Below are 22,963 nucleotides of genomic sequence, written 5' to 3' on the forward strand. Positions count from 1 at the left end.
TAGAAACCCAAGACCCATGAAACCCAGCATCAATCCATTCCTCGCCTTGCTCACCCTCACCACCGGCGTCCACGGGGCCGCCAAGATCTGGGACATCGTCCCGGGTGATGGAGCCACGATCACCGCCGGCAGCGGGACCTGGCTCACCGGTGGTCCCAACTGGAACACCGGAGCCGCGGACTCGACCTGGGTCGCAGGAGACACGGCGACCTTCCAGGCGGCGGACGATCTTGGAAACCACCTCGTCACGGTGGGCGGTGCGATCACCACGGGCCAAGCCGTGCCGGCAATCACCCTCAGCAATTCCGGCTTCACCTTGCTGGCCACCTCCGCCCAGATCGTCACGATGGGTTCCTCGACCTCCGACTCCTCCCTCAGTGTGGCAGCCGGGAAGACCGCCACCATCGGTGACAACCTGACCATCCGTAAAGGCAGCACCGCGGGAATCCTCGGTCTCTTTGGTGGCGGGACTTTGAATCTCGGTTCCGGTCTCCTTAATGGCGGAGCAGTTCTTCAAAACAGTGGCACCAGCACCAGTTTGGAAATGCGCAACGGCACCACGCTGGACATCAAAACCGGTGGCTTGTTGTCATGCGCGAGAAGTATCGTCGTCGGCTCCACCGTGGCTGACACCAATACCCATCGGCTGAAGATTTCGGGAGGCACCGCCCTGTTGGCCAATAGCTCGGCGGTTGCTGCAAACATTGTGATCGGCAACACCACCGGTGGCCAGACCTCCACCGCCATCCTGGACATGACGGGCGGTGAACTCAACAGCCAGACGACCGACGGGTCCGTGCGTTTCGGTCCGGCAACAGCGAACAACAGCACCAACTGCACCGCCACCCTGAACCTAGACGGCGGCACCCTGATCATCGGCCGGGTTTTCCAAGGGACCCAATCCGGCACGGGCGTGGTGACCTCCACCTTCAACTTCAACGGCGGCACCCTCAAGGTGCTGCCCGGCACCAGCAATGCGACCCAGTTCATGGCGGGTCTCGATTTCGCCTACGTGAAAGCCGGCGGCGCGATCATCGATACCAACGGGATCATCACTAACAACGGCAATGCGGTCATCGCCCAGCCGTTGCTGGACGGCACCGGCGGCGGGGGACTCACGAAGCAAGGAGCCGGCATCCTCACTCTCACCGGCGCGAATACCTACACCGGCCCCACCATCGTCAACGGCGGCAAGCTGGCCATCACCGCCCCCTACAATGCCATCACCGCCACGACGGTGAATGACACCGGCCGCCTCAAGGTCAACTCGTCCGGTGCCGGCGCGTCAGCCTTGGGCACCGTCACGCTGAATACCGGTGGCGGCCTGGAATTCGACGTGGGCACCTTCAATCCCGCCAACCAGCCCGCGCTCGACATCGGCACGCTCAATGCGAATGCCAACTACGCCATCGACCTGAGCGGCGCGAGTATCCCGAGCAGCACGACCATCACCCTGCTGACCTACACCTCGAAAACCGGTTCCGGCATTCCCACGATAGGCAGCCTGCCGCCGGGAGTGACGCTCAGTGGCCCCCCGGTCGATACCGGCTCGTCCATCCAGATCACGATCAATGGCGGATCGCCCAGTATCTTCAGTTGGTCGAGGGGCGATGGGGAATGGGACACCATTTCCCTCAACTGGAATGCCAATGCGGCCGCCTATTCCGAGCCGGCCGTGGTGACATTCCCCGGCCTGGCCGATGCGGTGGATGGCATCAATACCGTCACCCTGACTGCCGACCGCGCTCCCTTCTCGGTGGCGATCTCGAACAACGGCGACCACGACTCCAGCGCCTATCTCTTCACCGGCCCCGGCGCGCTCACCGGCACCACGGGCGTCACCAAGACCGGCACGGGAGTCGTGAGATTCGCCAATGACGACAACTCCTATTCGGGGGCGCTCGCCATCAATACCGGAGCGGTGGTCAAGGAAGCGGAGGACAGCACCACTGGCGACATCTCCGTCGCGAACGAAGCCACCTTCGCCATCTCGGGCGGCATCACCGCCGGCAGCGACCAGACGCTCACCATCTCCGGTCCGGGCCAAATCACCACCAACTATTTCTACAGCGGCTCCCTGAACCAACGCGGTGCGCTCCAGGCCCACACGGGCGAAAACACCTGGGCTGGCGACATCCTCCTGTCCGGCACCGCGGGCACCGCCGGAAACACCCGCCTCGGGGTCCAGAACGGTTCCAGCCTCATCCTCGCCGGAGCCATCTCGGAAGCGGTGGCCGGAATGAGCCCGTATTTCCGCGCGGGCGACAGCACCTTCGATAACATCACCATCGCAGGTATTGGCTCATGGACCGGTCCCACCCGCATCTACTCAAATGGCGGCAGCCTCGCGCTTGCCGGCAATAACCGGCTGCCCACAGCCGTGGACTTGATCGTGGGGCCATCCGCGGGCGCAAGCGGCTCACCGACCTTTGATCTCGCCGGATTCAACCAGACCGTGGCCGGTCTCAGCGGGGTGGCCACGACCCATGTTCCCGTCATCAAGAATTCCGGCTCCGTCCAGTCCACCCTGACACTCAGTCCCACGGCGTCTAGCAGCTTCCCCGGTAGCATTCAGGATGACGTGAAACTCGTGATCGGCGGAACCGCTCCGCAGACTCTCACCGGTGACAGTGTCCACACCGGCAACACGCTCGTGAATACCGGCGCGAATCTGGTCATCAGCAGTAGCGGCGAGCTGCAGTTCTATCCCGCGGCAAACGGCATCACCAACTCGGTGGGCGGGACAGGCACTCTCAAATTTGACGGCACGCTCCGGATCAATTTCTCCAACATCGATGCCACGCCCGGGAATTCGTGGACGCTGGTGAATGTGGGCAGCTTGGCTAGTGCCACCTATGACTCCACTTTCGCGGTGGCCGGTGGGGCCGGTGCCTTCGCGGAGACGGCTTTGGATTCCGGAGTCTGGGAGCAGGTGGATGGTGCCGTCGTCTGGACCTTCACTGAGTCCACCGGGGTCTTCTCGGTCGCGACGTATGTCCCGCAACCCTTCCAAGTCTGGATCGATACTTACTTCCTCGGTCAATCCGACCCCGATGTCGTCGGCAAGGATGCGGATCCCGATGGCGATGGCACCGACAACCTCGCAGAGTTCGCATTGAACGGTAACCCTGACGACGGCTCGAATAACGGCTATCGAGCCATCGCACTCGAAGACACCGACGCGGACGGGCAAAAGGAACTGACTCTCACCATCGCGGTTCGCAAGGGCGGTAGTTCGCCCGTCTTCGCGGGTTCACCGCTGTCCGCTACCTCGGATGGAGTGAAATACACGATCGAAGGATCTCTCGATCTGGTGTTCCCGACCAGTGCCGTCAGTGAAGCCGCGCCCGCCGCCGGTCCCGGCGGACTCCCGGCGGAGTATGAATACCGCCGCTTCCGGCTGGATGCCTCCGAGGGTCTTCCCAGCAAAGGCTTCCTCCGGGTGAAGACCGAACCACAATCCTGATCTAAGACTGCCAGGCTTCACCGGCCCCTTCGTGGATTCCCAATGGAATCCACGAAGGACCGCTGGTGGCGGCGCGTAATGGCAGCGGGAAGATCATCCCCCGCAAGCTGTAACACACGGCTCGCCGGTGAAATCCATTGGAACCGCGGTCTTCTCGAGGCCGCGGTTCCGACGGTGAAGGTCAACCTGATTTCCATGCGATGATCCGCAGATTTGCAGAGAAATCAGGTCTTTCAGTGTCGTATTGGCTTGAGATCGAGATCCGGGGTGTTACCCGGGGCTTGAAACGACACCCGCAAAGACCATGACCGAAAAAACCAATCTCGCCGACCGCCGCGGCTTCTTGAAGTCCGGCGCCCTGATTGCCACCGCGACCGCCATGCCGGGAATTCTCCGCGCCCAAGGTGGTGCCGCGGACGAGCTCAAGATCGCACTGGTCGGTTGTGGCGGCCGGGGCAGCGGTGCCGCCGCGCAATCGCTCAATGTCCCCGGCACCCGGCTGGTCGCGATGGCCGATGCGTTCCCGGACAACATCGATGCCGCGCACGATAGCCTGAAGAAGCAGTACGGCGATCGCGTGGACGTGCCGAAGGAGCGCCGCTTCGTCGGCTTCGAAGCCTACAAGGCGGCGATCGAAGCCGCGGATGTGGTGCTGCTCTGCACGCCGCCGGGTTTCCGCCCCGCGCACTTCGAATACGCGGTGTCGAAGGGAAAGCATGTCTTCATGGAGAAGCCGGTCGCCGTCGATGGCCCCGGCATTCGCAAGGTGCTCGAAGCGGCCAAGCAGGCCGATGCGAAGAAGCTCAAGGTGGTCTGCGGCCTGCAGCGCCGCTATCAGACCAGCTACCTCGAGACCCTCAAGCAGGTGCAGGAAGGCGTGATCGGCGATTTCGTTTCCTCGCAGGTCTACTGGGTCGGCAACGGCGTGTGGGTGAAGGATCGCTCGGCCGGCATGAGCGAGATGGAGTACCAGATGCGGAATTGGTACTACTTCAACTGGATCTGCGGCGACCACATCTGCGAGCAGCACGTCCACAACCTGGACGTCAGCAACTGGTTCAAGGGCGGCAAGCACCCGGTCAAGGCGCTTGGCATGGGTGGGCGCACCCAGCGCGTCGGCAAGCAATTCGGCGAGATCTTCGACCACTTCTTCGTCGAATACACCTATGAGGATGGTACGGTGATGAACTCGCAGTGCCGCCACTGGAACGGTGTCGCCTCGCGCATCAGTGAAACCATCACCGGCACCAAGGGCTCCGCCTTCCCCGGCATGATCAAGGATCGCTCCGGCAAGGTCGTGTGGCGCTTCCGTGGCCAGGATAACAATCCCTACCAGACCGAGCACGAGCGGCTCTATGACTTCATCCGCAAGGACGAGGCGCACAATGATGCCTACTACACCGCGGAGAGCACGCTGACCGCGATCATGGGCCGCATGGCTGCCTACACCGGTCACGAAGTGACGTGGGAGCAGGCGCTCAATTCAACGATCGACACCATGCCGAAGGTGCTCGCCTGGGATGCCGAGCCCGGCCCGAAGGCAGGCCCCGATGGCATGTATCCGTGCCCCGTGCCCGGATCGGCCAGCGTCGCTTGAAGGCGTCCGCGAATAGCAATCCAGTAACATTCGGAACCGGCGGCGAAATCCCTTTCGCCGCCGGTTTGCGTTTGAGGCTTGGCCGGGTGGAGACTTGCCTCCAGGTGGACGGCAGTGCCGCGACGCTGGCCGTGGAAGAAGGTCCCCGCTTCGATCCAAGTTGTAAGTAGTCCCGGCTTCAGCCGGACACGCAGGACGTGCGAGCCGTCATCTCGCTTCGAGTCCGGCTGAAGCCGGGACTACGTACGCTGTAAGCGAGACCCGATAGTGCTTGGGTTTGTCGAAACGCCCGGGGGATGGGGATCAGCGTGATCCTTCTTCCTCCACGATCACGCGAAGGTCGTCGGTCGAGAGGCCGGCATTGAAGACGATGCGGACCGTCTGGCGATCCTCGGAAAGATGCACGAGGTCGGCGTGTTGCTCCGGCTGGTCGAGGTCGATCCCGCGGAACTCGATGGCCCCGTCGGCCGACAGCCATGGGCCGGTGGCAAACATCGGGTCGCTGGCTTCCAGCACTGCACCATGCGCACAGATCGCGAGCACCGGGCGGTCGAAGGTGACCTCGCCTTCGAAGCGTTGGAACTTGTCCCCAGGTCGTCCGATCGGATTGTAGCGGATCAAGAAGCTACGCAGGAAAGTGCCGGGGCGCGGCGCGAGCGTCTGCCGCACCGGTGCATGCTTCAGGGAAATTTCTCCCGGTGCGGATAGCTCGACCTCGATCGGGTGGTTGAAGGGCACGCCGCGCCTCTCCGGGATCACCAGCACGGCTTCATTGTCCTCCATCTTGGCAAGCTGCTCCGCGGTGCCTGGCGGTGCGGCTTTCACCGCGCCGCGGGCGGAAAGGATGCCGGAGGCCAGCGGCCAGGTGCGGTGGAAGGCGTCCGCCTTGAATGCCACGGTATGCAGGCCGGAATTGCCGCTCTGCATCGCCTTGCCCTCGTCGAGCCGGTGGGTTCCGCCGCCATCGCTGACTTCGATGAGACCGTCGAGCACCACGAAGTTCGCGCTGCCGTCGGCCGCCGCATTCACGCCGAAGGAAGTGCCGAGGTCGGTGACCGTCGCCTTCGACGTGAGGACTTGGAAGCCGTGCGCCGTTTCCGGGCACCAGGCATTCAGCTTGCCCGAGCCGAGCTTCATCACCATGCCGGAGACGATCTCGAAGTCCGCCGGGCCCTCGATCGCGACCACCGCGCCATTGGTGAAGTCCAACCGCAGCAGGCCACCTGCCAGCTGGTGCTTGTAGCCCTGCGCGATCTCCTCGGTGGACACGATGCTGCCGCGGTCATCGATCTGCCGCAGCGTGGCGATCGTCGCGCCATGTGCTGCGTCGCCACCGCGGAAGATCAGGAAGGTGGCCACCGCACACAGCCCGATCAAGGCGGTCGCCGCGAGCAGTCCCGGACGCCGGCGCCGCAACGGGAGCCTCTGCATCACGCGCTCGGTGAATTCATTCTCGCCCTCGCCCCCGAGGTGGAAGGCGTGCTCGGTGACCAGCTCCACGAACTGCTCGCCATCCTCGTTGCTGGCGAGGTTCTTCAGCGCATCCGAAAGCACGAGCTGCCGTGCTGCCTCCGCCCGCAGCGCGGGGTCGGCCTCCATCAAGGCGATCAGTCGTGCGCGCGAGACATCGTCGATGTTTCCTTCGAGCAATTGCTCGAGCAGCGGACCGAACGCGGATGGATCGTGAGGGTGCATCAGGTGGCTTCGTGAATGGATTTTCTTTGCAAGCAGTCGGCCAGCAACTGGCGCGAGCGGAAGAGGACCTGGCGGACCGCGGTGGTGGTCATCTTCAGGTCGCTGCCGATCTCGCTGGAGTTCTGGTCGTCGAAATAGCGGGCATGGACCACCTGGCGAGACCGCTCCGGCAGCTTCGCCATGCAATCGCGCAGCGCCTCGTGCCGGATGCCGCGGTCGGCGACGGAGGCCGGGCGCTCGTCTCCTCCGCCTTCGGCCGCGAGCAGCAGCGTGGTCATGTTCTCATCCAACAACCGCTGACGGCGGCTGGTCTTACTGAGTTCGTTCATGACCAGGTTCTTGGCGATGGCGCACAGCCACAGGCCGGCGTTGCCGACCTCGTCGAGGTCCTCCCATTTGCGGTAGGCGAGCAGGAACGCCTCCTGCGCAAGGTCGTCCACCCACGCCGACTGCACCCCGAGCGAGCGGATGAAGTAGCGCAGGCTGGCATGATGCTGTCGCACCACTCCGGCGAATTGATTGATCTCTGGCATGGGTTTCAGAGAGGGGATTTGACTGTTTCGCGGGACGTTACGGAAAGATTTCAGGGGAATACTGGTTTTAACCGTAGGCGCGTTCGTGACAGACTGTTGCAAAAGCTGCCGGGCAAGAGATCCGAACGAGTCATCTTTCCCGGAGGGAAAACAGCCAGTAGCCGGGGGTAAGCGTTGAGCCACCCCCGGTTGAGGCACGGAGCGAAAGGCATCCCGGAGGGGATGCGAGCCGGGCATGAACAGCGGACGCTGCCCGCATTTTCATTCTGGTTCCGACTTGGTGGAAATTGTTAGACGCCGCGGGGTGCTTCCGGCCCGGCTGGAATCCCCTCCGGGATTCCTTGCGATTTCCCTTGGGTCCGGTGGTCTTTGCCGCTGCGCGACTGCGACCACCGGCTACTCGCTGTGATCCCTCCGGGATCGCCAGGGCCGGATCACGGAGTTTCTCAGGAGCCGTGGACAGCGTGATGAATCGACCCTGTGGAATCCTACCCGCTACGGGAGATTGCGGACCTTGCCGGGCCTTGACTGCCAAGCCCCGCGTGTGCCCAATATAGCCGCGTGCAAGGACGATGACGGCTGGTTTCTCAAATCTTCCGGGATATCCAACGCAATCGTCATCTCCAAGATCAGGCCGCCATGACCAGCAAGATAAAGCGCCGGTTGCTTGTTGGGATCGGCAGTGCGTGGGTGCTTGCAGTGGGTATCTACGTTGCTTGCTTCAGGGCCCCTCCCGCACCCGTGGTAGCCCTTCGGGATCTCATCAAGACCGGAGGCTCTCCAACCGCTGGATGGGATGGAAGAGTCGTGACCTTGGAGGGATATTGGCGAGGCGACATCGATGGTTTGTCCGTGGGCACCTCCGCTGATAATACGTTGGAGGTGGGGAACTTCCTCCTGATGCGCCCTGATCCAAGCTTCATCCGCAAGGGTTTCAGCTTAGGATCGATACTTCCGGACCAATTTCAACCCGAACGAGTTTGGATTGCCACCGGCAACTATGTGAGGATGACGGGAACTTATCACGCTCAGTACTACAAGCCGCCTGGATCCATGCTCGAAGATTGTGAATGGTTTCAATTTCGGGAAGTCGAGCGGTGGGATCCGGACCTGCGAACGTGGCAGAAGGTCGATTACCCTGGTTGGTAATCTTCATGTTTCGCGGCCGCTACTTCTCCACCACCTTCTCCCCGCAAAACGACCCCGGCTCGGTGATTGGGTTGTTCTTCATCTCCACGTCTTCGCACTGCGCGGTCCAGATCACGGCGTTGCTTGCGATGCCGTAGCTCCCGCCGGTGCCGTCCGGCTTGTCGTGGTGGGGGCGGATGAAGCGATTGCCGCGGACTTTGACGCCCTTGGCGGAGGAGATCACGAGGTTCGGGCCGGAGCAGTCTTCGAAGGTGTTGTCCTCGATGACGATGTTCGCAAAGACGGCGGGAGCGCGGAGTTGCTGGGCTCCGCCACCGGCGGTGATGGAAAGCGCGCCGGCCTGCGTGGACCACGGCGCGGCGCAGAACCAGCCGGAGCGGCGGATGGTGTTCTTGCGAATGACTAGCCCATCGATGCCGGCGGCGGCATTGCCGGGAATCTCCGGGCACACGACGATCGAGTGGGGCGTGTCGAGCAGGTTGCCCTCGATGCGGCCGGCTCCCTTGATCAAGAGCCGTCCGGAGCTGTGGATGCGATTGTTGAGGAAGGAGAAGCCATTGCCCATGCGGTCGGGGGAATACAGCGAGTCGCCGGCTTTCACCGGCAGCGCTTGGTCGAGCGTGACTTCGAGGCACTTCGGCGAGACCCTCCACTCCGACCACTGCGGGGCATCCTTCAGCTTCGCAGTCACCGCGGGATCGAGCGCGGCCTTCTCTCGTGAAAGTTCGCGTCGCGAGGTGATGGTCGCGTCCGGTCCGCCGATGCGCGTCTTGAGGCGGTCGCCGCTTTCCACGCCGACGGTGAATTCGTCGCGGCTGGCGATGACCAGCGTGCTGCCGGTGACTTTCAGCACCATGAAGTCCGACGATTGCACGCTCCACGAATCATCGCCCGCTTCGCGGATTTCGCAGCCTTCCACGCGCGGGCCGTGGCGGACGGTCTTCGTCTGCATGGCGTCCCATGAGGTGCTGAGCAGCCGTGCCTCGCTCGCGCCGGTAGGCGTCGGGCCGGGCACCACGCGGCAGGCGAGATACTCGGTCTTGCCATCGCCATCGCACTCGAGGATGCCCATGCCGGGCGCGCTGTGAATGGTCACGCCGCGCAAGTTCACGCCCGAGCATCGCTCGAGTGAAAACGCGTGCGGGATGCCGTCGGCGGCCGGGCCGGTATTCAGCGAGGCGAGCGTGCCGGTTTCCGCTGCTTTCCCGATGTCCTTCAAGGTGACGCGCACCGTATCCTCGCCGCGCATCTCCGCCTTCGTGCCCCAGAGGAATGGCATGCCTTTCTTGCGGTAGCGTGTCGCAGGATCCACGACATCGATCCGCGAGTAAGGCTGACGCGGATAGCCGGCGTGGAGCTTCACCTCGATCCAGCCCTTGTTCTCTGCTACGGCAGTCACCGTACCTTGGGTGAAGGGCAGGGGATCGTAGTCCACGGTCAGGCCGCGCAGGCTGACGCCGGTGCACCGGTCGATCGCCACCGCGCGGGTGAGCTTGGTGGAAACGAGCGTGACGCCATCGGCGATGATTTCGACGTCCTTGAGTCCTTGAAGCGTCCACACGCACTTCCCGCCGCCGGTTGGCGCGAGCCGATAGGTTCCGGGCGGGATGATGACTTTCTTTTCCCCTTTCGAGATCGCTTCCGCGACCATCGGGCGGAAGTCATCGAGCGCCATCACGGCGCTGCACGAGAAGAGGAAGAAAAGGAGTCGGGCAATCATGATGGGGACAAGGGAAGCGATGCCACCCGTGGTTAAGCTACGGATGGCATCGCCGGAATTGTGTCGCGAAGATGGAAAAGTAACACCCGTTCAGAGCGGACGGCGGCGGATCACCGAAAGGGTGATGGCAGCCAGTCCGGCCATCACCGGCAGGGACGGCTCCGGCACGCTGGTGACGGACAGCGCCACGGAATCGATCCGCGCGAACTCGTCATTGGTGAACCCGCTGCCCGCCGTGATCGAGAGGAACAAGGTCTTGCCCGATGCTGCCAGGTGGGCGGCACCCGAACTCAACGTGCCGGTGGGATTGTAGGGGCTGGTGGCGAGCAAGCCGGTGGCCCCGGTGAGCGCATTGCTGCCGGAGAAGAGCTGCGTCTGGGTGCCGCCCAGGGTATTGTCGCTGGTGTAGAAGAGCGACCACGCCACCTGGTCGGTGGCTTCTGCATTCAATGCCCCACGAAGGCTGAAGCTCAGGTCGAAGACATCGCCAGTGGCGATGCTGTAGCCGGTATTCACGGCCACGCCGGAGAGACCGCCGGAAGAGTTGCGGCCGACGACCAACGACCAGCCGCCGTTCTGGGCGTTGTCGTTCTTGCGCTCGATGATGGCGTTTCCCGGTGCGACGGACCAAGAGGTGATCGTGGTGGTGCCCGTTCCATTCTCGAAGCTGCCATTGAGGGTGGTGTTATCGATGAGGGTCGTGGCGGCGTGGCTGCCGGTGGCGAGGCCGAGAAGCAGGACCGGCAATGCGGCCCGAAGGGATAGGGTCATCTCGTGGGAGTGATTTGGTTTCGCACGGCGAAGGCCGTTGCGAGGGGATTTCAGCACCCGGCGGCATCGTTACGCCGGATTTCGAGATCTCCGCTCCGTTGTGTCATCGGACCGCTCTTCAATGAGCCGTGGACCATTCAAGTAATCTGGAAGTCCGTTCAACAAACGCAAGGTCCTGTGGACCGGTGAACAACGAAATCGGCGAAACGCGCGAAAACAAAGGCGGGAAAATCCCGCCGGATTTTACCGGTCTCGATCGATTCCATGGCGCATCAACTTTCGCCATTTTCGTTCGTTTCGTTGTTCCCTCACTCTGGCATCTCCCGCAGAGGCGGGGTCATCCCCAACGAACTTCCCGCTTGGGACCCTAGTTGCCAGATGGCAAGGCCGGGTCGGTCCCTCCGGGGCCCACTTGCTTCAGCGTGGCCTCGATGTGCGGGTTCACGCGGTGCTCAAAGGTTTCCATGCCGACGCGGATCGCGTTTCTCACGGCCACCGCGGTCGAGCCGCCGTGGGCGATGATGACCACGCCATTCACACCGAGCAGCGGACTGCCGCCGTAGGATTCGGCGCTGGCGCGCTCCTTCACGGCAACGAATGCGCCCTTGGCGATCTTCGCGCCGATCATGCGCACGGTGTTCGCGGTGAGCTCTTTCTTGAGCCACTTGAACATCGCCTTGGCCGTCGCTTCGCAGGACTTCAGGACCACATTGCCGGTGAAGCCGTCGCACAGGACGACATCAAGCTGAGTTTCGAAAAGATCGTGGCCCTCGACGTTGCCGACGAAGTCGAACGGGGCCTTGCCGGTGTCGGCGAATTCGCGGAGGAGCGCGAAGGTCTCCTTGGTGAAAGTGGTGCCCTTCTCGTCTTCCTCGCCATTCGACATCAGGCCGACCTTCGGGTGCTTCACGCCCAGCACGTGGCGGGCGAAGGCGCTGCCCATGATGGCATAGACCAGCAGGTGCTCCGGCTTGGCCTCGGGATTTGCCCCGGCATCGAGCAGATGGCAGATGCCGTGCTCATTCGGCAGGCCGGAGGCGATGCCGGCGCGGTCGACGCCCTCGATCAGCCGCAGCTTGATCGTGGCGGAGGCCACGGCGGCCCCGGTATTCCCGGCGGAGACGAAGGCATCCGCCTCGCCCGCCTTCACCAGGTCCATCGCGACATTGATGGAAGACTGCTTTTTCCGGCGCACCGTTTTCGCACCCGGCTCGGCCATGCCGATCACCTCCGGGGCGTGCACGATGGCTACCCGCGGCGAGGTGGTGGAAAGTCCCTGCTTCTGGCACTCCGCGCGGATCGTCTCCTCATCGCCGACCAGGAAAATCTTTTCGATGGTCGGGTAGAGCTGGAGGGCTTCCTTGGCACCGCCGATATTGACGGCGGGGGCGTGGTCGCCGCCCATGGCATCGAGCGCTACTTTCATCGCAGGGAAGTCGTGGGATCCAAGTACGAGAAATCACCGGGCCGGGGAACCCGGCTCGGCGACTTCTGGAAATACGGGGCGGAGCGCTTCAGAGCGCATCCACTTCAAGCACCTTGCGACCGTTGTAGGTGCCGCAGGATGGGCACGCGATGTGCGAAGGCACGCGGCTTTCGCACTCCGGGCAGGTCTTGAGAATCGGTGCACGCCAGCGAGTGGCGCCCCGGCGCATCTTTTGCCGGCTCTTGGATTGACGGCGCTTTGGTACGGCCATGGCGGTAAGGAATTAGCGTTCGGAATCTTGTTTATCCAGCGCATCGAGGGCAGCCCAACGGGCGTCCCCTGCGTCGCGGGGGCGGGTCTCTACCCCATCGCCGACAGGTTTGTCCACTGCCAAATATCGGGGATCGATTTCGCAGTGCATCGGTACGTCCGCTTCGTCGCACCGCGGGTAGTCCGGAAATGCCAGCAGGATCTCCTCGCGGATGGCCTCCGTGACGTCCAGAGGTCCTTCTTGCTCAATCTCCACGGCCACGCTCGCGCCTTCCACCTGGAGCGTTTTCACGAACGGGTGGAGGGTGCGCACGCACGTGAACTCGAAGGGCGCGGAAAGGCTGCCGGAAAGTAGCAGCTCCGAGGCGAATCGCTGGGCGTAGAGGCTGTAGGAAAGCGGGCCGAGCGCTTTCGCGTCGTAATCCGGGAGGTCGAAGATCTCCACCGGCAGCTCGCCGCTGAAGTGCTTGCCCTCCTCCGGCAGGGTGGAAAGGTCGATCAGGAGGCGGTCGGACATGCAGGGGATTTCAACCAGCGGCGCGCGCGATGCAACGGGAAATCCTGCGGCGGACCGCTGAGGGATTTTCCGTTTCCCCTCACCGGTCGCCCGGCTCACCATGGCTGCAGCGATGGCGACCACTTACGACAAGGCCCAGGAGCTGAATCTGGATCCGACGATTTACGGGACCTTCGCGGAGATCGGGGCGGGGCAGGAGACGGCGAACTGGTTCTTCCGCGCTTCCGGTTCGTCGGGCATGGTGGCCAAGAGCATCTCGGCCTACGACATGACCATGAGCGATGCCATCTATGGCAAAAGCGCTCGCTACGTCTCGCGCCAGCGGCTGCTGCAGATGCTGGATCACGAATATGGGATCCTGCTGGAGCGGCTGGGGCCGAAGCGCGGGGGCAACACGACCTTCTTCTCGCTGTGCAATACGGTGCGGGCGCGCGGCTATCAGGACACCGCCGAATGTCATGGTTGGCTCGGCCTGCGCTTCCAATTGAAGCCGGGCGATCCGCCATCGGACATCTTTCTCCACCTGCGGCTGCTGGATGACGAGACCCAGGAGCAGAAGGAGGCGCTAGGCGTGGTGGGGGTGAATCTGATCCACGCCACCTTCCGCCATCGCGGCCATCTCGGGCGCTTTGTTAGCTCGCTGATAGACAACCTGCGGCCGGGGCGGGTGGAGGTGGACATGCTGAAATTCCACGGCCACGGCTACAGCTTCTTCGACAATCGCCTGTGCTCGTTGGCGTTGGTGGAAGCCGGGCTCACCGAGGCGGCGATGTTCCTGCCGGATGGCGAGGTGGTGCAGGCGGCGGAGGCGCTCTACAAGAAGCCGATCCTCTTGCTGCGCGGCAGCTTCGACCCGGTGACGACGCTGCACTTACAGATGTTAGAGCAGGCGAACGGGGTGTTTGCCTCGGCGCTGGAGCCGGGTGAGCAGGCGATGGAACTCTGCGAAATGACGATGGCCAACCTGCTGCGCGGCAGCGCGGTGGACCATGTGGACTTCATCGATCGCTGCAATGCACTGCAAGCGCTCGGCAAGACGGTGCTGGTGTCGCGCTACTCGGAATTCCACCGGATTTCGTCGTATCTCGCACGATCGACGCAGCGGCCGATCGGCATCGTGCTGAGCATCGGTCTGCTCAATGAACTCTTCAAAGCGAAGTGGTCGGAGAATCTCCCCGGTGGCGTGTTAGAGTCCTTCGGCCGGCTCTTCAAGAGCCAGGTCACGCTTTACGTCTACCCGTGGAAGAACCGCCGCAGCGGCGAACTGGTGGATGCGAACGCCTTCGTGCCGCCGGAGGACTCGAAGTTTCTCTACCGCCACTTTGTCGAGAGCGGCCGCGTTCGGGCGGTGCCGGTGGGAGATGAGAATCTGCTGAAATTCACCGGCCGGGATATCCGCGAAATGATCGCCGACGGAGACGAGACATGGCGTCTCTACGTGCCGGAAGAAGCGCACCGATCGGCGCTGCATGTGCATGAGGCCGGTAGTGGTACTGCCGCGATCGCGCTGGATTAGGTTGGGCGCTCGCATTGGGGTGCAACCGTCCAGGCCAAGCCCGGATGAAGAAATTGAACCGCGAAAGAACGCGAAAAGACGCGAATTTTGTTAGAAGGAGAATCTCTTCCTGCCTTTAGATTTCGCGCTTATTCGCGTGATTTCGCGGTTCACTTGAAACTCCCGATACGCCCGGGAAGCTGGGGCCACTCATCGCGGATCGGCGGATGAATTTCGCACGATGCGCTAGCCGCGGATCTTCAGCCCGTCGTAAGCAACGCCCACGCCTTGGGGCAGCATGGCCTCCAGCTCGTAGTGATCGTTTTCGTGACCCAGATGCGTCAGCCATCCGCGCGAAACGCCGGTCTCGGCGATGATCGCCAGTGCTTCCTCCGTGGACAGGTGGGTCGGGTGCGGGATCGAGCGCAGGGCATCGATGATGAGAATGTCGGCGCGCTGGAGGATGGCGATGGTGCTTTCCGGGACGAGCTTGGCGTCCGGGATGTAGGCGGTCGCCGGGGCACCGGGCATTTCGAAAAGGAAGCCGACCGTTTCCGCCTTGGCATGCTCGACCGGCAGCGGTGTCACGGTGAGATCGCCGAAGATCATGGGGCCGGCGATGATGTGCGGGTCCGGCTTGATGTAGCCGCGGAAGATGTTTTCCGGCGAGAAGGCCCAGCCAAACATGGTCTTCAGCGTGTCCATGCAGTCGGCGGTCGCGTGCAGCGGCAGCGGGTCCTCGCGGTGCCAGCAGAAGGCGCGCAACTCGTCGAAGCCAACCACGTGGTCGACATGCGCGTGGGTGTAGACGACCGCATCGACCTTGGTTAGGCCCTCACGCAGCGCCTGCTCGCGCAGGTCCGGCCCGGAATCCACAAGCACCGAGACGTCCCCGGCGCGGACATGGACGGAGGAGCGGGTGCGCTTGTTGCGCGGGTCTTCCGAGGTGCAAACGCGGCATTTGCAGCCGATGACCGGGACGCCGACGGAGGTGCCGGTCCCCAGAAAGGTCAGTTCGAAATCCGCCGCCATGAATGCGGCCGAAAGCTGGCAGGGCAGGGGAGCCGCGGCAAGCTCGGGTGCGGCAGAGTGGTCCGCACTCTCCGGGTGCGGTTCATCGGTCAGGCGAAGCTGAGGGTGATGTCCGCCCGGTCGTCGCTTCCGCCGTCCTTGGGCAGACCGGCAGTGAGGGACCATTCGGGCCGGTCTGAAGACCGGCGCTCCCGGGGAACGTCCCGGAGGCAACGATCGCCCCTTCCGGCGTCCGGCCGGTTGACTCCCCGCCGCGGGCTTGCATCATGCGCCTGCCCGCGGCTCCGCCAATGCTCACCCTGCTGAAAATCCGCAATCTCGCCCTCGTCGATGAACTCGTGTGGGAACTTGGCCCCGGCCTCGTCGGTGTCACCGGCGAAACCGGCGCCGGCAAGTCCGTCATCGTCGGCGCCCTGAAGCTGGTGCTGGGCGAGCGCGCCGACAAATCGCTCATCCGCACCGGCGAGGACACCTGCACCGTCGAGGCCGTCTTCGAGCTGCGCGATGCCGCGGAGATCAATGCCGTGCTGGCCGAGGGCGGGCTGGAGCCTTGCGAAGATGGCTCGCTGATCGTCCGTCGCGTGATCGGGCAGAGCGCGAATCGGCAGTTCGTCAACGATTCTCCGGTCACGCTCAATTTGCTCAAGCGGCTGGGCGAGCACCTTGTGGACCTCCACGGCCCGCACGATCACCAGTCGCTGCTTTCCACCGAGCGCCAGCTTTCGATGCTGGATGCCTACGCAGGCTGCGACGGGATTCTCGACGGCTACCGGTCCACTTGGCGTGCATGGCGCGACAAGGAGACCGAGCTGGAAGACCTGCGCAAGGCCGAGTCCGCGAGCACGCAGGAGCTCGATTTGCTGCGCCATCAGGTCGGGGAGATCGATGCCGCACAATTGAAGCCGGAGGAGGAAGACGAGATCGCCGACCGCTATCGCCGCGCCAGCAATTCCTCGCGCTTGGTCGAGCTGTCCGGCGCTGCCTCCTCCGCGCTCGGCGCGGATGATGATGGCGTGCTGACCCATCTCATCGAAGTCCAGCGGCTGGTCCGGGATCTGGAGAAGCTCGATCCGAGCATCCGCGAACGCACCCAGGGCCTGGAGACCGCGGTGATGGAGCTGCAGGAGCTTGAACGCTCGCTGGCCGACTATTCCGAGGATCTCGACATCGATCCGGCGGAAGCAAATCGCCTTGAAGAACGGGTCAATCTATTCGAAACGCTCAAGCGCAAGTATGGTGGCGACCTTGCCGCGGTGCTCACGCATCGGGATCGCGCCGCCGCCCGGCTGGACGCCGTGGAGAACCGCGGCGAACGGCTCGAGCAACTTACTGCCGAGGCCGCGCAACTCCGCGAAGCCACCGACAAGGCGGGCCTGGCACTCACCGCGAAGCGCAAGAAAGCCGCGCCGAAGCTTTCCAAGGAGATCTCCGGCCAGCTCAAGGATCTCGGCTTCAAGCAATCGTCCTTCGAGGTGCAGGTCGTCTCTAACAAGGAGCCCGCTTCTTCGGGTTTGGAAGGCATCGAATTTCTCTTCGGCCCCAATCCCGGCGAGCCGCTCCAGCCGCTGCGTCAGATTGCTTCCAGCGGTGAAATCAGCCGCGTGATGCTGGCGGTGAAGAGCGCGCTGGCCGAGCAGGACGCCACGCCGCTGATGGTGTTCGACGAGATCGACGCCAATGTCGGCGGCGAGATTGCCCGTGCCGTCGGCAAGAAGATGGCCACGCTTGGCCTGCGCCATCAGGTGGTGGCGATCACCCACTTTCCGCAGGTCGCCGCGCTCGCGGCACGGCACTACGTCGTCGAGAAGGAGGTGGCCGGTGGCCGGACCCGTTCGCGGCTGTTTCCGGTCGGCGGCGAGCAACGCATTTCCGAGCTGGTCCGCATGCTCGGCGGCGGCGGGGAACAAGCCCGGGCGATGGCGGCGAGTCTTCTTCTCGACGCCTCATAAGACTTATGGGTCTTATGGGGCGTATTCCTTCCATGAAACGCAAGCCCCGCAGCTACACTGCCGTGCCGCAGCCGGTCGATACGCCTTCCGGGCAATTGGCGCGGGAGATGGGGCTGCCGTGGAGACAGCTCGGGATGCCGCGGCTGGTGTTAGGGCGGCTTGAGTGGCTTACGCTGCCGGAATTCGGCGTCGGACCGCTGCATGCCAAGACTGACACGGGGGCAAGGACTTCATCCCTGCACGCGGAGGATATCGAGATCATCGAGGACGGCACGCGTGTCCGTTTCGTCACCTCGGACCACTATGGACGCCGGATTCCCTGTGAGGCACCCGTGGCTGGCTCGGGGCGGGTGAAAAGCTCCACCGGAGTGGCGCGGAAACGGCATTACATCGAGACCGAGGCGGTGTTGCCGGGGGGCTTCAGCTGGAAGATCCGGCTGACTTTGGCGCACCGCGGCAAGATGAAGTGCCCGTTGCTGCTAGGTCGCAGGGCGTTGGCCGGTTTTTTTCTCATTGACCCGCTAGGGCACCATTTGATGGGTGCGCTTCGCGATCTTGAATCGCAGTTCCCCGGCATCTGCCGCCCATGAAAATCTTCGTCCTCTCGCGCAATGCGAGCCTCTACAGCACCTCCGCCCTGGTCAACGCCGCCGAAGCGCGCGGCCACGAGGTTCGGGTGGTCGATTACCTCCGCTGTTACATGAACATCACGGCCCACAAGCCGAAGATTTTCATCGAGGGCGAGGAACTCACCGCTGACGCCGTGATCCCGCGGATCGGCGCGAGCCACACCTTCTACGGCAATGCCGTGGTCCGGCAGTTCGAGATGATGGGCGTCTTCACGGTGAACGACTCGGTGGCGATCGCCCGCTCGCGCGACAAGCTGCGCAGCATGCAACTGCTGGCGCGCAAGGGCGTGGGGCTGCCGATCACCGGCTTCGCCCACTCGACCGATGCCACCGCCGAGCTGATCAAGATGTGCGGCGGTGCCCCGCTGGTCATCAAGCTACTCGAGGGTACTCAAGGCGTGGGCGTGGTCCTGGCCGAAACGACCAACGCCGCGGAATCGGTGATCGATGCCTTCAAGGGGCTGCGCGCCGATATCCTCGTGCAGGAATTCATCAAGGAGGCCAAGGGCGCGGACATCCGCTGCATCGTGGTCGATGGCAAGGTGGTCGCGGCGATGAAGCGCCAGGCAGCCGAGGGGGAATTCCGCTCGAACCTCCACCGTGGCGGCACCGCGGAGAAGGTGAAGATCACCCCGGAAGAGCGCACGGTGGCGATCCGCGCTGCGAAGATCATGGGCCTGAATTTCGCCGGCGTGGACCTTCTGCGCTCGAATCATGGGCCTGTGGTGATGGAGGTGAATTCGTCGCCGGGCTTGGAGGGGATCGAGAAGTCTTCCGGCAAGCCGGTGGCGGACATGGTGATCGACTTCATCGAGAAGGCGGCCGTGAAGCGTCCCAAGCCGCCGAAGCCGACGGACAAGTGATGCGTTTGAGGTAGGCGCATTACGGAGAACGGGGAAGTGAGTGTGGGGCGGGATGCCGGGGACCGTTCCGCGGTGTCACCACCGCGCCTACCTTTGGGCAGGAAGGCGGCCCAATTTCCCAACAATGCTGCGCATTTTCCCGATTGTCCGGACCCCCGGCATTCGTTGAAGTGCGACCCATGAGAAAAGCCCTCGTTGCGCTCGCCCTGCTGTCGGCATCCGTCACCGCTGCGGACCTCCCGCTGATCCCGCTTCCAAAGGAAGTGAAGACGGGCGAGGGGAGCTTCGCCGTGACCGCGGAGACGGGCATCCGCTTCGATGCCGCGCTTGCAAACGAGGCCAAGGTGTTTTCCGCCGAGCTGAAAGCCCGCACCGGCCACGAGCCGAAGGCCGTCCGCGAGGAATTGCGCATCATGCTGCCGTCGGAAATCCGCCTCGATCTTGACTCCTCGCTCGCGCTGCAGCCCGGCGGCTACACGCTCGAAGCCTCGCCGAAGGGCGTGGTCATCAAGGGCAAGGACGCCACCGGTGCGTGGAATGGCACGCGGACCTTGCTGCAACTGCTGCCGCTGGAGGGGGGCAAAAGCATCCCTGCCGTCTCGATCAAGGACGAGCCGCGCTTCGGCTGGCGCGGCATGCACCTCGATGTCGGCCGCCATTTCTTCCCGGTGGAGAACATCAAGGGCTTCATCGACTGGCTCGCCTTCCACAAGATGAATACCTTCCACTGGCACCTCACCGAGGACCAAGGCTGGCGCATCGAGATCAAGAAGTATCCCAAGCTCACCGAGATCGGTGCCTGGCGCGATTCCTCGCCGCCCTATGGCAACCGCAATTCCGACGATGGCAAGCGCTACGGGGGCTTCTACACGCAGGAGCAGATCAAGGAAGTGGTCGCCTACGCGAAGGCGCGCCACATCACGATCGTGCCGGAGATCGACATGCCCGGCCACATGGCGGCGGCGATTGCGGCTTACCCTCAGTTCGGCAATTCCGACATCCCCGGCTACGCGCCGAAGGTGATCGGCCGCTGGGGCGTCCATCCTTACACGCTGGCTCCGACCGAGGAGGCCTTCCGCTTCGTCGATGACGTGCTGACCGAGGTGTGCGCGCTCTTTCCTTCCGAATACATCCACATCGGCGGCGATGAGGCACCCAAGGGTCAGTGGGAGAGCTCCCCGCGCGTGAAGGAATTGATGAAGAAGGTGGGCCTCAAGAATGGCCACGATGTGCAGAGCTACTTCATCAAGCGCGTCGAGAAGATGCTGGAGAAGAAAGGCCGCAAGTTGATCGGCTGGGATGAGATCCGCGAGGGTGGCCTCGCTCCGAGCGCCACCGTGATGTGCTGGCAAGGCGACGGCGTGAAAGCGGCGGTGGACTCGGTTCGCGAGGGACACGACGTCGTGATGGCTCCGAACCACCGGCTCTATTTCGATCACTACCAGCGCCCGGAGAAGTCGGAGCTGGCGAAGGGACCGGAATTCGAAACCATCGGTGGCTTCCGCCCGGTCAGCAATGTGTATGACTATGATCCGGTGCCTACGGGCCTCACGCCGGACCAGCAGAAGCACGTGCTGGGTGTGCAGGGCCAACTCTGGACCGAGTACATGCACGACTGGAAGAAGGTCGAATACATGGCCTTCCCGCGCATCGCGGCCTTGGCGGAGATCGCCTGGAGTCCCGCGGACAAGAAGAACTACGAGGGCTTCCGTGGCCGCCTCGATGGCATCATGAAGCACTACGACGCCGCCAAGGTGAACCGTGCGGAGCCTTACGATCCGCCGAAGCGCGAGACTGCCGACGGCTCCACCGTCACCACCTCGCTCGGCATCTATCAGGAGCACTGGCCGGAGTTCGCCTACGATGGCAAGCCGGAGACCTTTTTCTGGGTGAACCGGGAGCTGAAGGAGAACGACCACCTCACAGTCGCCTTCAAGGAACCCAAGTCCGGCAAGGTCACGGTGAAGACTGGTGGCGAAGCCAGCCAGAATGGCGATAAGCTCGATGGCGGCGTGCTCGAAGCCTCAGCCGATGGCTCGACTTGGAAAGAGGTCGCGGCTTTCGAAGGTGGTGCTGCCAGCGGTGCCTTGCCGACTGGCACCAAGCAGCTCCGCATCCGCGTGACCAAGCCGCAGAAGAACTGGCTGATCATTCACGAGATCGAGGTGCAGCCTTGAAGCGGATTTCGATAAGGGGTGTCGACGTCCCGTCGACACGGGTGGACGGAACGTCCACTCTCCTTATGGGCTGCGCCCCAGATGAGAAGCCGTGATGGCCTAGCCGGGTGGCCACTCCATCTGCCTTCCGCCGAGGATGTGGACGTGGAGATGTGGGACGGTTTCGCCGCCGTTCTTGCCGCAGTTGATGACCAGCCGGAAACCATCGTCGGCGAAACCTTGCTCGCGAGCGATCTTCGGAGCGGTCAGTAGCAAGTGGCCGAGCAGGCTCTGATCCTCCGCGGTCGCCGCCGCGATCCGAGGGATCGGCTTGCGCGGCACCAGCAGCAGGTGTGCTGGCGCTCCCGGTGAGATATCCTTGAAGCTCACGCAGAGGTCATCCTCATACACGATCGTGGCGGGAATCTCGCGGTCGCATATCTTCTGAAACAGGGTCTTTTCCATCTTGGGAAGAATCGATCTAACGCTCGCCATCGAGCCGCAGCCGCATCGGCCGGTGGAAGCGATGGCGCTCGCGGTCCATGTTGCCGAGGAAGGTGCGGATCTCCAGCAGCAGGTGGTCGCACTGGCTATCCCACTTGTCGGTGCCACACAGGAGCTGGGCGCATTCGCGCAGGCCGGTGAAGCGGATCTCTTCGGCTCCAGCGGCACGCAGGTCGACGAGTTCCTTGTTCAACGCGCCGAAGAAGGCGAGTTCGAAGCCATTGCCGGCGTCCTTGGCGAGGCGCGGCAGCGACAGCGTTACGGGTGGGGCCAGCGGCTCCAGTTTGTCAGCGATGGTTTCACAGCCGATGCGCACCAGCATGTGGCGCATCCGGTCGAACAAGTCGTCCAGCGGCAGGAGGTGCAGCGGGCACTTGTTCTCGAGGTACTGTTCGATGCCGAGCCGGATTTCGTCCACGAAGGGAAAATCCTGCCGGTCGGCGGCGGTCGCGGCGCGACGCAAGGCGGTGCCCAGCCACGACGTGTCGTAGTGGATCACTTGATGACGTCCGACCTGAATGGCCGGGCGGTTACCGATGAGCGAAATCACGGTTGGTTCAAATCAAAGTGTTGCGGCGGGTGTGCGCGGGGTTGAGGGTTGGAACAGCAGGGCGGGAAAACGGTTAGTCCTTGAACAGGCGGCGTTGCATGGGATCGCGGGAGGGGCGGCGTTCCAAGGCTTGGATCTCACGGATGAATTCACCCACGTCCTCGAACTGGCGGTAGACCGAAACGTAGCGGACGTAGGCGACGGGATCGATCTGATGGAGTTTGTCCATCACCTTGGCACCGATCACGGAAGAAGGCACCTCCGAAACGTGGTCCTGGTGAAGTTCGGTTAGGATTTCGTCCACCGCGCGGTCGAGGCGATCCATCGAGACGGGGCGCTTCTCGCAGGCCTTGACCAGACCGCTCATGATCTTCTCGCGGTTGACCGCTTCGCGGGCACCGTCGCGCTTCACGACACGGAGTTCCGTGCGCTCGATCTGCTCGTAGGTGGTGTAGCGATAGTTGCATCCGAGGCATTCGCGGCGGCGGCGGATAGTGGTGCCGTCCTTCGACATCCGAGAGTCGAGCACCTTGTCCTTGAATGATCCGCATTGCACACACCGCATAGGGTCGAAAAACGATGGCCGCGAACGTAGAATCTACCTATGGGTGGGTCAATCTGAAAACCACGCCATATTTAGT

19 protein-coding genes are annotated in these 22,963 nt (G+C 63.3%); 8 read left to right on the plus strand and 11 right to left on the minus strand.

Going from position 1 to position 22,963, the window contains the following annotated elements; all coding sequences use genetic code 11:
• Window positions 1–16: 16 nt before the first annotated feature.
• On the plus strand, window positions 17–3,466 hold the full coding sequence (locus OKA05_RS29300; RefSeq protein WP_319800657.1) for a beta strand repeat-containing protein: 3,450 nt from the start codon (window positions 17–19) through the stop codon (window positions 3,464–3,466).
• A 304-nt stretch (window positions 3,467–3,770) separates the two neighbouring features.
• Window positions 3,771–5,063, plus strand: coding sequence for a Gfo/Idh/MocA family protein (locus OKA05_RS16060; protein WP_264488189.1), 1,293 nt, complete (start codon window positions 3,771–3,773; stop codon window positions 5,061–5,063).
• 303 nt (window positions 5,064–5,366) lie between these two features.
• Here OKA05_RS16060 and OKA05_RS16065 read toward each other — a convergent pair whose 3' ends face one another.
• Together OKA05_RS16065 and OKA05_RS16070 are read right to left on the minus strand one after the other, a co-directional pair.
• Window positions 5,367–6,758: a FecR family protein gene (locus OKA05_RS16065; RefSeq protein ID WP_264488190.1), complete on the minus strand. Its 1,392-nt coding sequence runs from the start codon at window positions 6,756–6,758 to the stop codon at window positions 5,367–5,369.
• Complete coding sequence (locus OKA05_RS16070; RefSeq protein ID WP_264488191.1) at window positions 6,758–7,291, minus strand: sigma-70 family RNA polymerase sigma factor; 534 nt, start codon at window positions 7,289–7,291, stop codon at window positions 6,758–6,760. The genes OKA05_RS16065 and OKA05_RS16070 overlap by 1 nt, the downstream gene beginning before the upstream one ends.
• A 639-nt stretch (window positions 7,292–7,930) precedes the next feature.
• On the opposite strand from OKA05_RS16070, the gene OKA05_RS16075 reads away from it, so the two are divergent.
• Window positions 7,931–8,440, plus strand: coding sequence for a hypothetical protein (locus OKA05_RS16075; protein ID WP_264488192.1), 510 nt, complete (start codon window positions 7,931–7,933; stop codon window positions 8,438–8,440).
• Window positions 8,441–8,459: 19 nt separating this feature from the next.
• On the opposite strand, the gene OKA05_RS16080 is transcribed toward OKA05_RS16075, so the two are convergent.
• From OKA05_RS16080 to OKA05_RS16100, 5 genes are all read right to left on the minus strand, one after another.
• Entirely contained in the window at window positions 8,460–10,160 is a 1,701-nt protein-coding gene (locus tag OKA05_RS16080) for a right-handed parallel beta-helix repeat-containing protein (RefSeq protein WP_264488193.1), read from the minus strand.
• 90 nt (window positions 10,161–10,250) lie between these two features.
• Window positions 10,251–10,931 (minus strand): hypothetical protein, encoded by a 681-nt coding sequence (locus OKA05_RS16085; protein ID WP_264488194.1) that lies wholly within the window; start codon window positions 10,929–10,931, stop codon window positions 10,251–10,253.
• A 367-nt stretch (window positions 10,932–11,298) separates the two neighbouring features.
• Complete coding sequence (gene plsX / locus OKA05_RS16090; protein WP_264488195.1) at window positions 11,299–12,357, minus strand: phosphate acyltransferase PlsX; 1,059 nt, start codon at window positions 12,355–12,357, stop codon at window positions 11,299–11,301.
• A gap of 88 nt (window positions 12,358–12,445) precedes the next feature.
• Entirely contained in the window at window positions 12,446–12,628 is a 183-nt protein-coding gene (rpmF, locus tag OKA05_RS16095) for a 50S ribosomal protein L32 (protein WP_264488196.1), read from the minus strand.
• A gap of 12 nt (window positions 12,629–12,640) precedes the next feature.
• Complete coding sequence (locus tag OKA05_RS16100; protein ID WP_264488197.1) at window positions 12,641–13,144, minus strand: YceD family protein; 504 nt, start codon at window positions 13,142–13,144, stop codon at window positions 12,641–12,643.
• A gap of 112 nt (window positions 13,145–13,256) precedes the next feature.
• Here OKA05_RS16100 and OKA05_RS16105 point away from each other — a divergent pair, with 112 nt between their 5' ends.
• The gene (locus OKA05_RS16105) at window positions 13,257–14,660 is read left to right on the plus strand and encodes a TonB-dependent receptor (RefSeq protein ID WP_264488198.1); all 1,404 of its coding nucleotides are present in this window, start codon (window positions 13,257–13,259) and stop codon (window positions 14,658–14,660) included.
• Window positions 14,661–14,885: 225 nt separating this feature from the next.
• Here OKA05_RS16105 and OKA05_RS16110 read toward each other — a convergent pair whose 3' ends face one another.
• On the minus strand, window positions 14,886–15,671 hold the full coding sequence (locus OKA05_RS16110; protein WP_264488199.1) for an MBL fold metallo-hydrolase: 786 nt from the start codon (window positions 15,669–15,671) through the stop codon (window positions 14,886–14,888).
• Window positions 15,672–15,961: 290 nt separating this feature from the next.
• Here OKA05_RS16110 and recN point away from each other — a divergent pair, with 290 nt between their 5' ends.
• The 4 genes from recN (at window position 15,962) to OKA05_RS16130 (ending at window position 21,289) form a co-directional block, all read left to right on the plus strand.
• Window positions 15,962–17,620, plus strand: coding sequence for a DNA repair protein RecN (gene recN, locus OKA05_RS16115; protein WP_264488200.1), 1,659 nt, complete (start codon window positions 15,962–15,964; stop codon window positions 17,618–17,620).
• Between the two features lie 32 nt (window positions 17,621–17,652).
• A complete protein-coding gene (locus OKA05_RS16120; RefSeq protein ID WP_264488201.1) occupies window positions 17,653–18,210 on the plus strand; it encodes an ATP-dependent zinc protease family protein in 558 nt (185 codons plus the stop codon).
• Entirely contained in the window at window positions 18,207–19,112 is a 906-nt protein-coding gene (gene rimK / locus OKA05_RS16125) for a 30S ribosomal protein S6--L-glutamate ligase (protein ID WP_264488202.1), read from the plus strand. Before OKA05_RS16120 ends, rimK begins: the two co-directional genes overlap by 4 nt.
• A 179-nt stretch (window positions 19,113–19,291) precedes the next feature.
• A complete protein-coding gene (locus OKA05_RS16130) occupies window positions 19,292–21,289 on the plus strand; it encodes a glycoside hydrolase family 20 protein (RefSeq protein WP_264488203.1) in 1,998 nt (665 codons plus the stop codon).
• A 99-nt stretch (window positions 21,290–21,388) separates the two neighbouring features.
• Here OKA05_RS16130 and OKA05_RS16135 read toward each other — a convergent pair whose 3' ends face one another.
• The 3 genes from OKA05_RS16135 to nrdR form a co-directional block, all read right to left on the minus strand.
• On the minus strand, window positions 21,389–21,733 hold the full coding sequence (locus OKA05_RS16135) for a histidine triad nucleotide-binding protein (protein ID WP_264488204.1): 345 nt from the start codon (window positions 21,731–21,733) through the stop codon (window positions 21,389–21,391).
• Window positions 21,734–21,749: 16 nt separating this feature from the next.
• Window positions 21,750–22,322 carry a hypothetical protein gene (locus tag OKA05_RS16140; RefSeq protein WP_264488205.1) on the minus strand — a complete coding sequence of 191 codons (573 nt, stop codon included), beginning with the start codon at window positions 22,320–22,322 and terminating at the stop codon, window positions 21,750–21,752.
• 73 nt (window positions 22,323–22,395) lie between these two features.
• A complete protein-coding gene (nrdR, locus tag OKA05_RS16145; protein WP_264488206.1) occupies window positions 22,396–22,887 on the minus strand; it encodes a transcriptional regulator NrdR in 492 nt (163 codons plus the stop codon).
• Window positions 22,888–22,963: the final 76 nt, after the last annotated feature.

It is taken from the genome of Luteolibacter arcticus (assembly GCF_025950235.1).
Classification (GTDB): Bacteria; Verrucomicrobiota; Verrucomicrobiia; order Verrucomicrobiales; family Akkermansiaceae; genus Haloferula; species Haloferula arctica.

Excerpts from the sequence above, each read along its gene's own strand:
- OKA05_RS16135 (WP_264488204.1), bottom strand. The coding sequence starts at position 21,733 with ATGGAAAAGACCCTGTTTCAGAAGATATGCGACCGCGAGATTCCCGCC.
- OKA05_RS16080 (WP_264488193.1), bottom strand. The coding sequence starts at position 10,160 with ATGATTGCCCGACTCCTTTTCTTCCTCTTCTCGTGCAGCGCCGTGATG.
- OKA05_RS29300 (WP_319800657.1), top strand. The coding sequence starts at position 17 with ATGAAACCCAGCATCAATCCATTCCTCGCCTTGCTCACCCTCACCACC.
- plsX (WP_264488195.1), bottom strand. The coding sequence starts at position 12,357 with ATGAAAGTAGCGCTCGATGCCATGGGCGGCGACCACGCCCCCGCCGTC.
- rpmF (WP_264488196.1), bottom strand. The coding sequence starts at position 12,628 with ATGGCCGTACCAAAGCGCCGTCAATCCAAGAGCCGGCAAAAGATGCGC.
- OKA05_RS16120 (WP_264488201.1), top strand. The coding sequence starts at position 17,653 with ATGAAACGCAAGCCCCGCAGCTACACTGCCGTGCCGCAGCCGGTCGAT.
- OKA05_RS16110 (WP_264488199.1), bottom strand. The coding sequence starts at position 15,671 with ATGGCGGCGGATTTCGAACTGACCTTTCTGGGGACCGGCACCTCCGTC.
- OKA05_RS16100 (WP_264488197.1), bottom strand. The coding sequence starts at position 13,144 with ATGTCCGACCGCCTCCTGATCGACCTTTCCACCCTGCCGGAGGAGGGC.
- OKA05_RS16060 (WP_264488189.1), top strand. The coding sequence starts at position 3,771 with ATGACCGAAAAAACCAATCTCGCCGACCGCCGCGGCTTCTTGAAGTCC.
- OKA05_RS16085 (WP_264488194.1), bottom strand. The coding sequence starts at position 10,931 with ATGACCCTATCCCTTCGGGCCGCATTGCCGGTCCTGCTTCTCGGCCTC.
- OKA05_RS16065 (WP_264488190.1), bottom strand. The coding sequence starts at position 6,758 with ATGCACCCTCACGATCCATCCGCGTTCGGTCCGCTGCTCGAGCAATTG.
- OKA05_RS16075 (WP_264488192.1), top strand. The coding sequence starts at position 7,931 with ATGACCAGCAAGATAAAGCGCCGGTTGCTTGTTGGGATCGGCAGTGCG.
- rimK (WP_264488202.1), top strand. The coding sequence starts at position 18,207 with ATGAAAATCTTCGTCCTCTCGCGCAATGCGAGCCTCTACAGCACCTCC.
- OKA05_RS16070 (WP_264488191.1), bottom strand. The coding sequence starts at position 7,291 with ATGCCAGAGATCAATCAATTCGCCGGAGTGGTGCGACAGCATCATGCC.
- nrdR (WP_264488206.1), bottom strand. The coding sequence starts at position 22,887 with ATGCGGTGTGTGCAATGCGGATCATTCAAGGACAAGGTGCTCGACTCT.
- OKA05_RS16130 (WP_264488203.1), top strand. The coding sequence starts at position 19,292 with ATGAGAAAAGCCCTCGTTGCGCTCGCCCTGCTGTCGGCATCCGTCACC.
- OKA05_RS16105 (WP_264488198.1), top strand. The coding sequence starts at position 13,257 with ATGGCGACCACTTACGACAAGGCCCAGGAGCTGAATCTGGATCCGACG.
- recN (WP_264488200.1), top strand. The coding sequence starts at position 15,962 with ATGCTCACCCTGCTGAAAATCCGCAATCTCGCCCTCGTCGATGAACTC.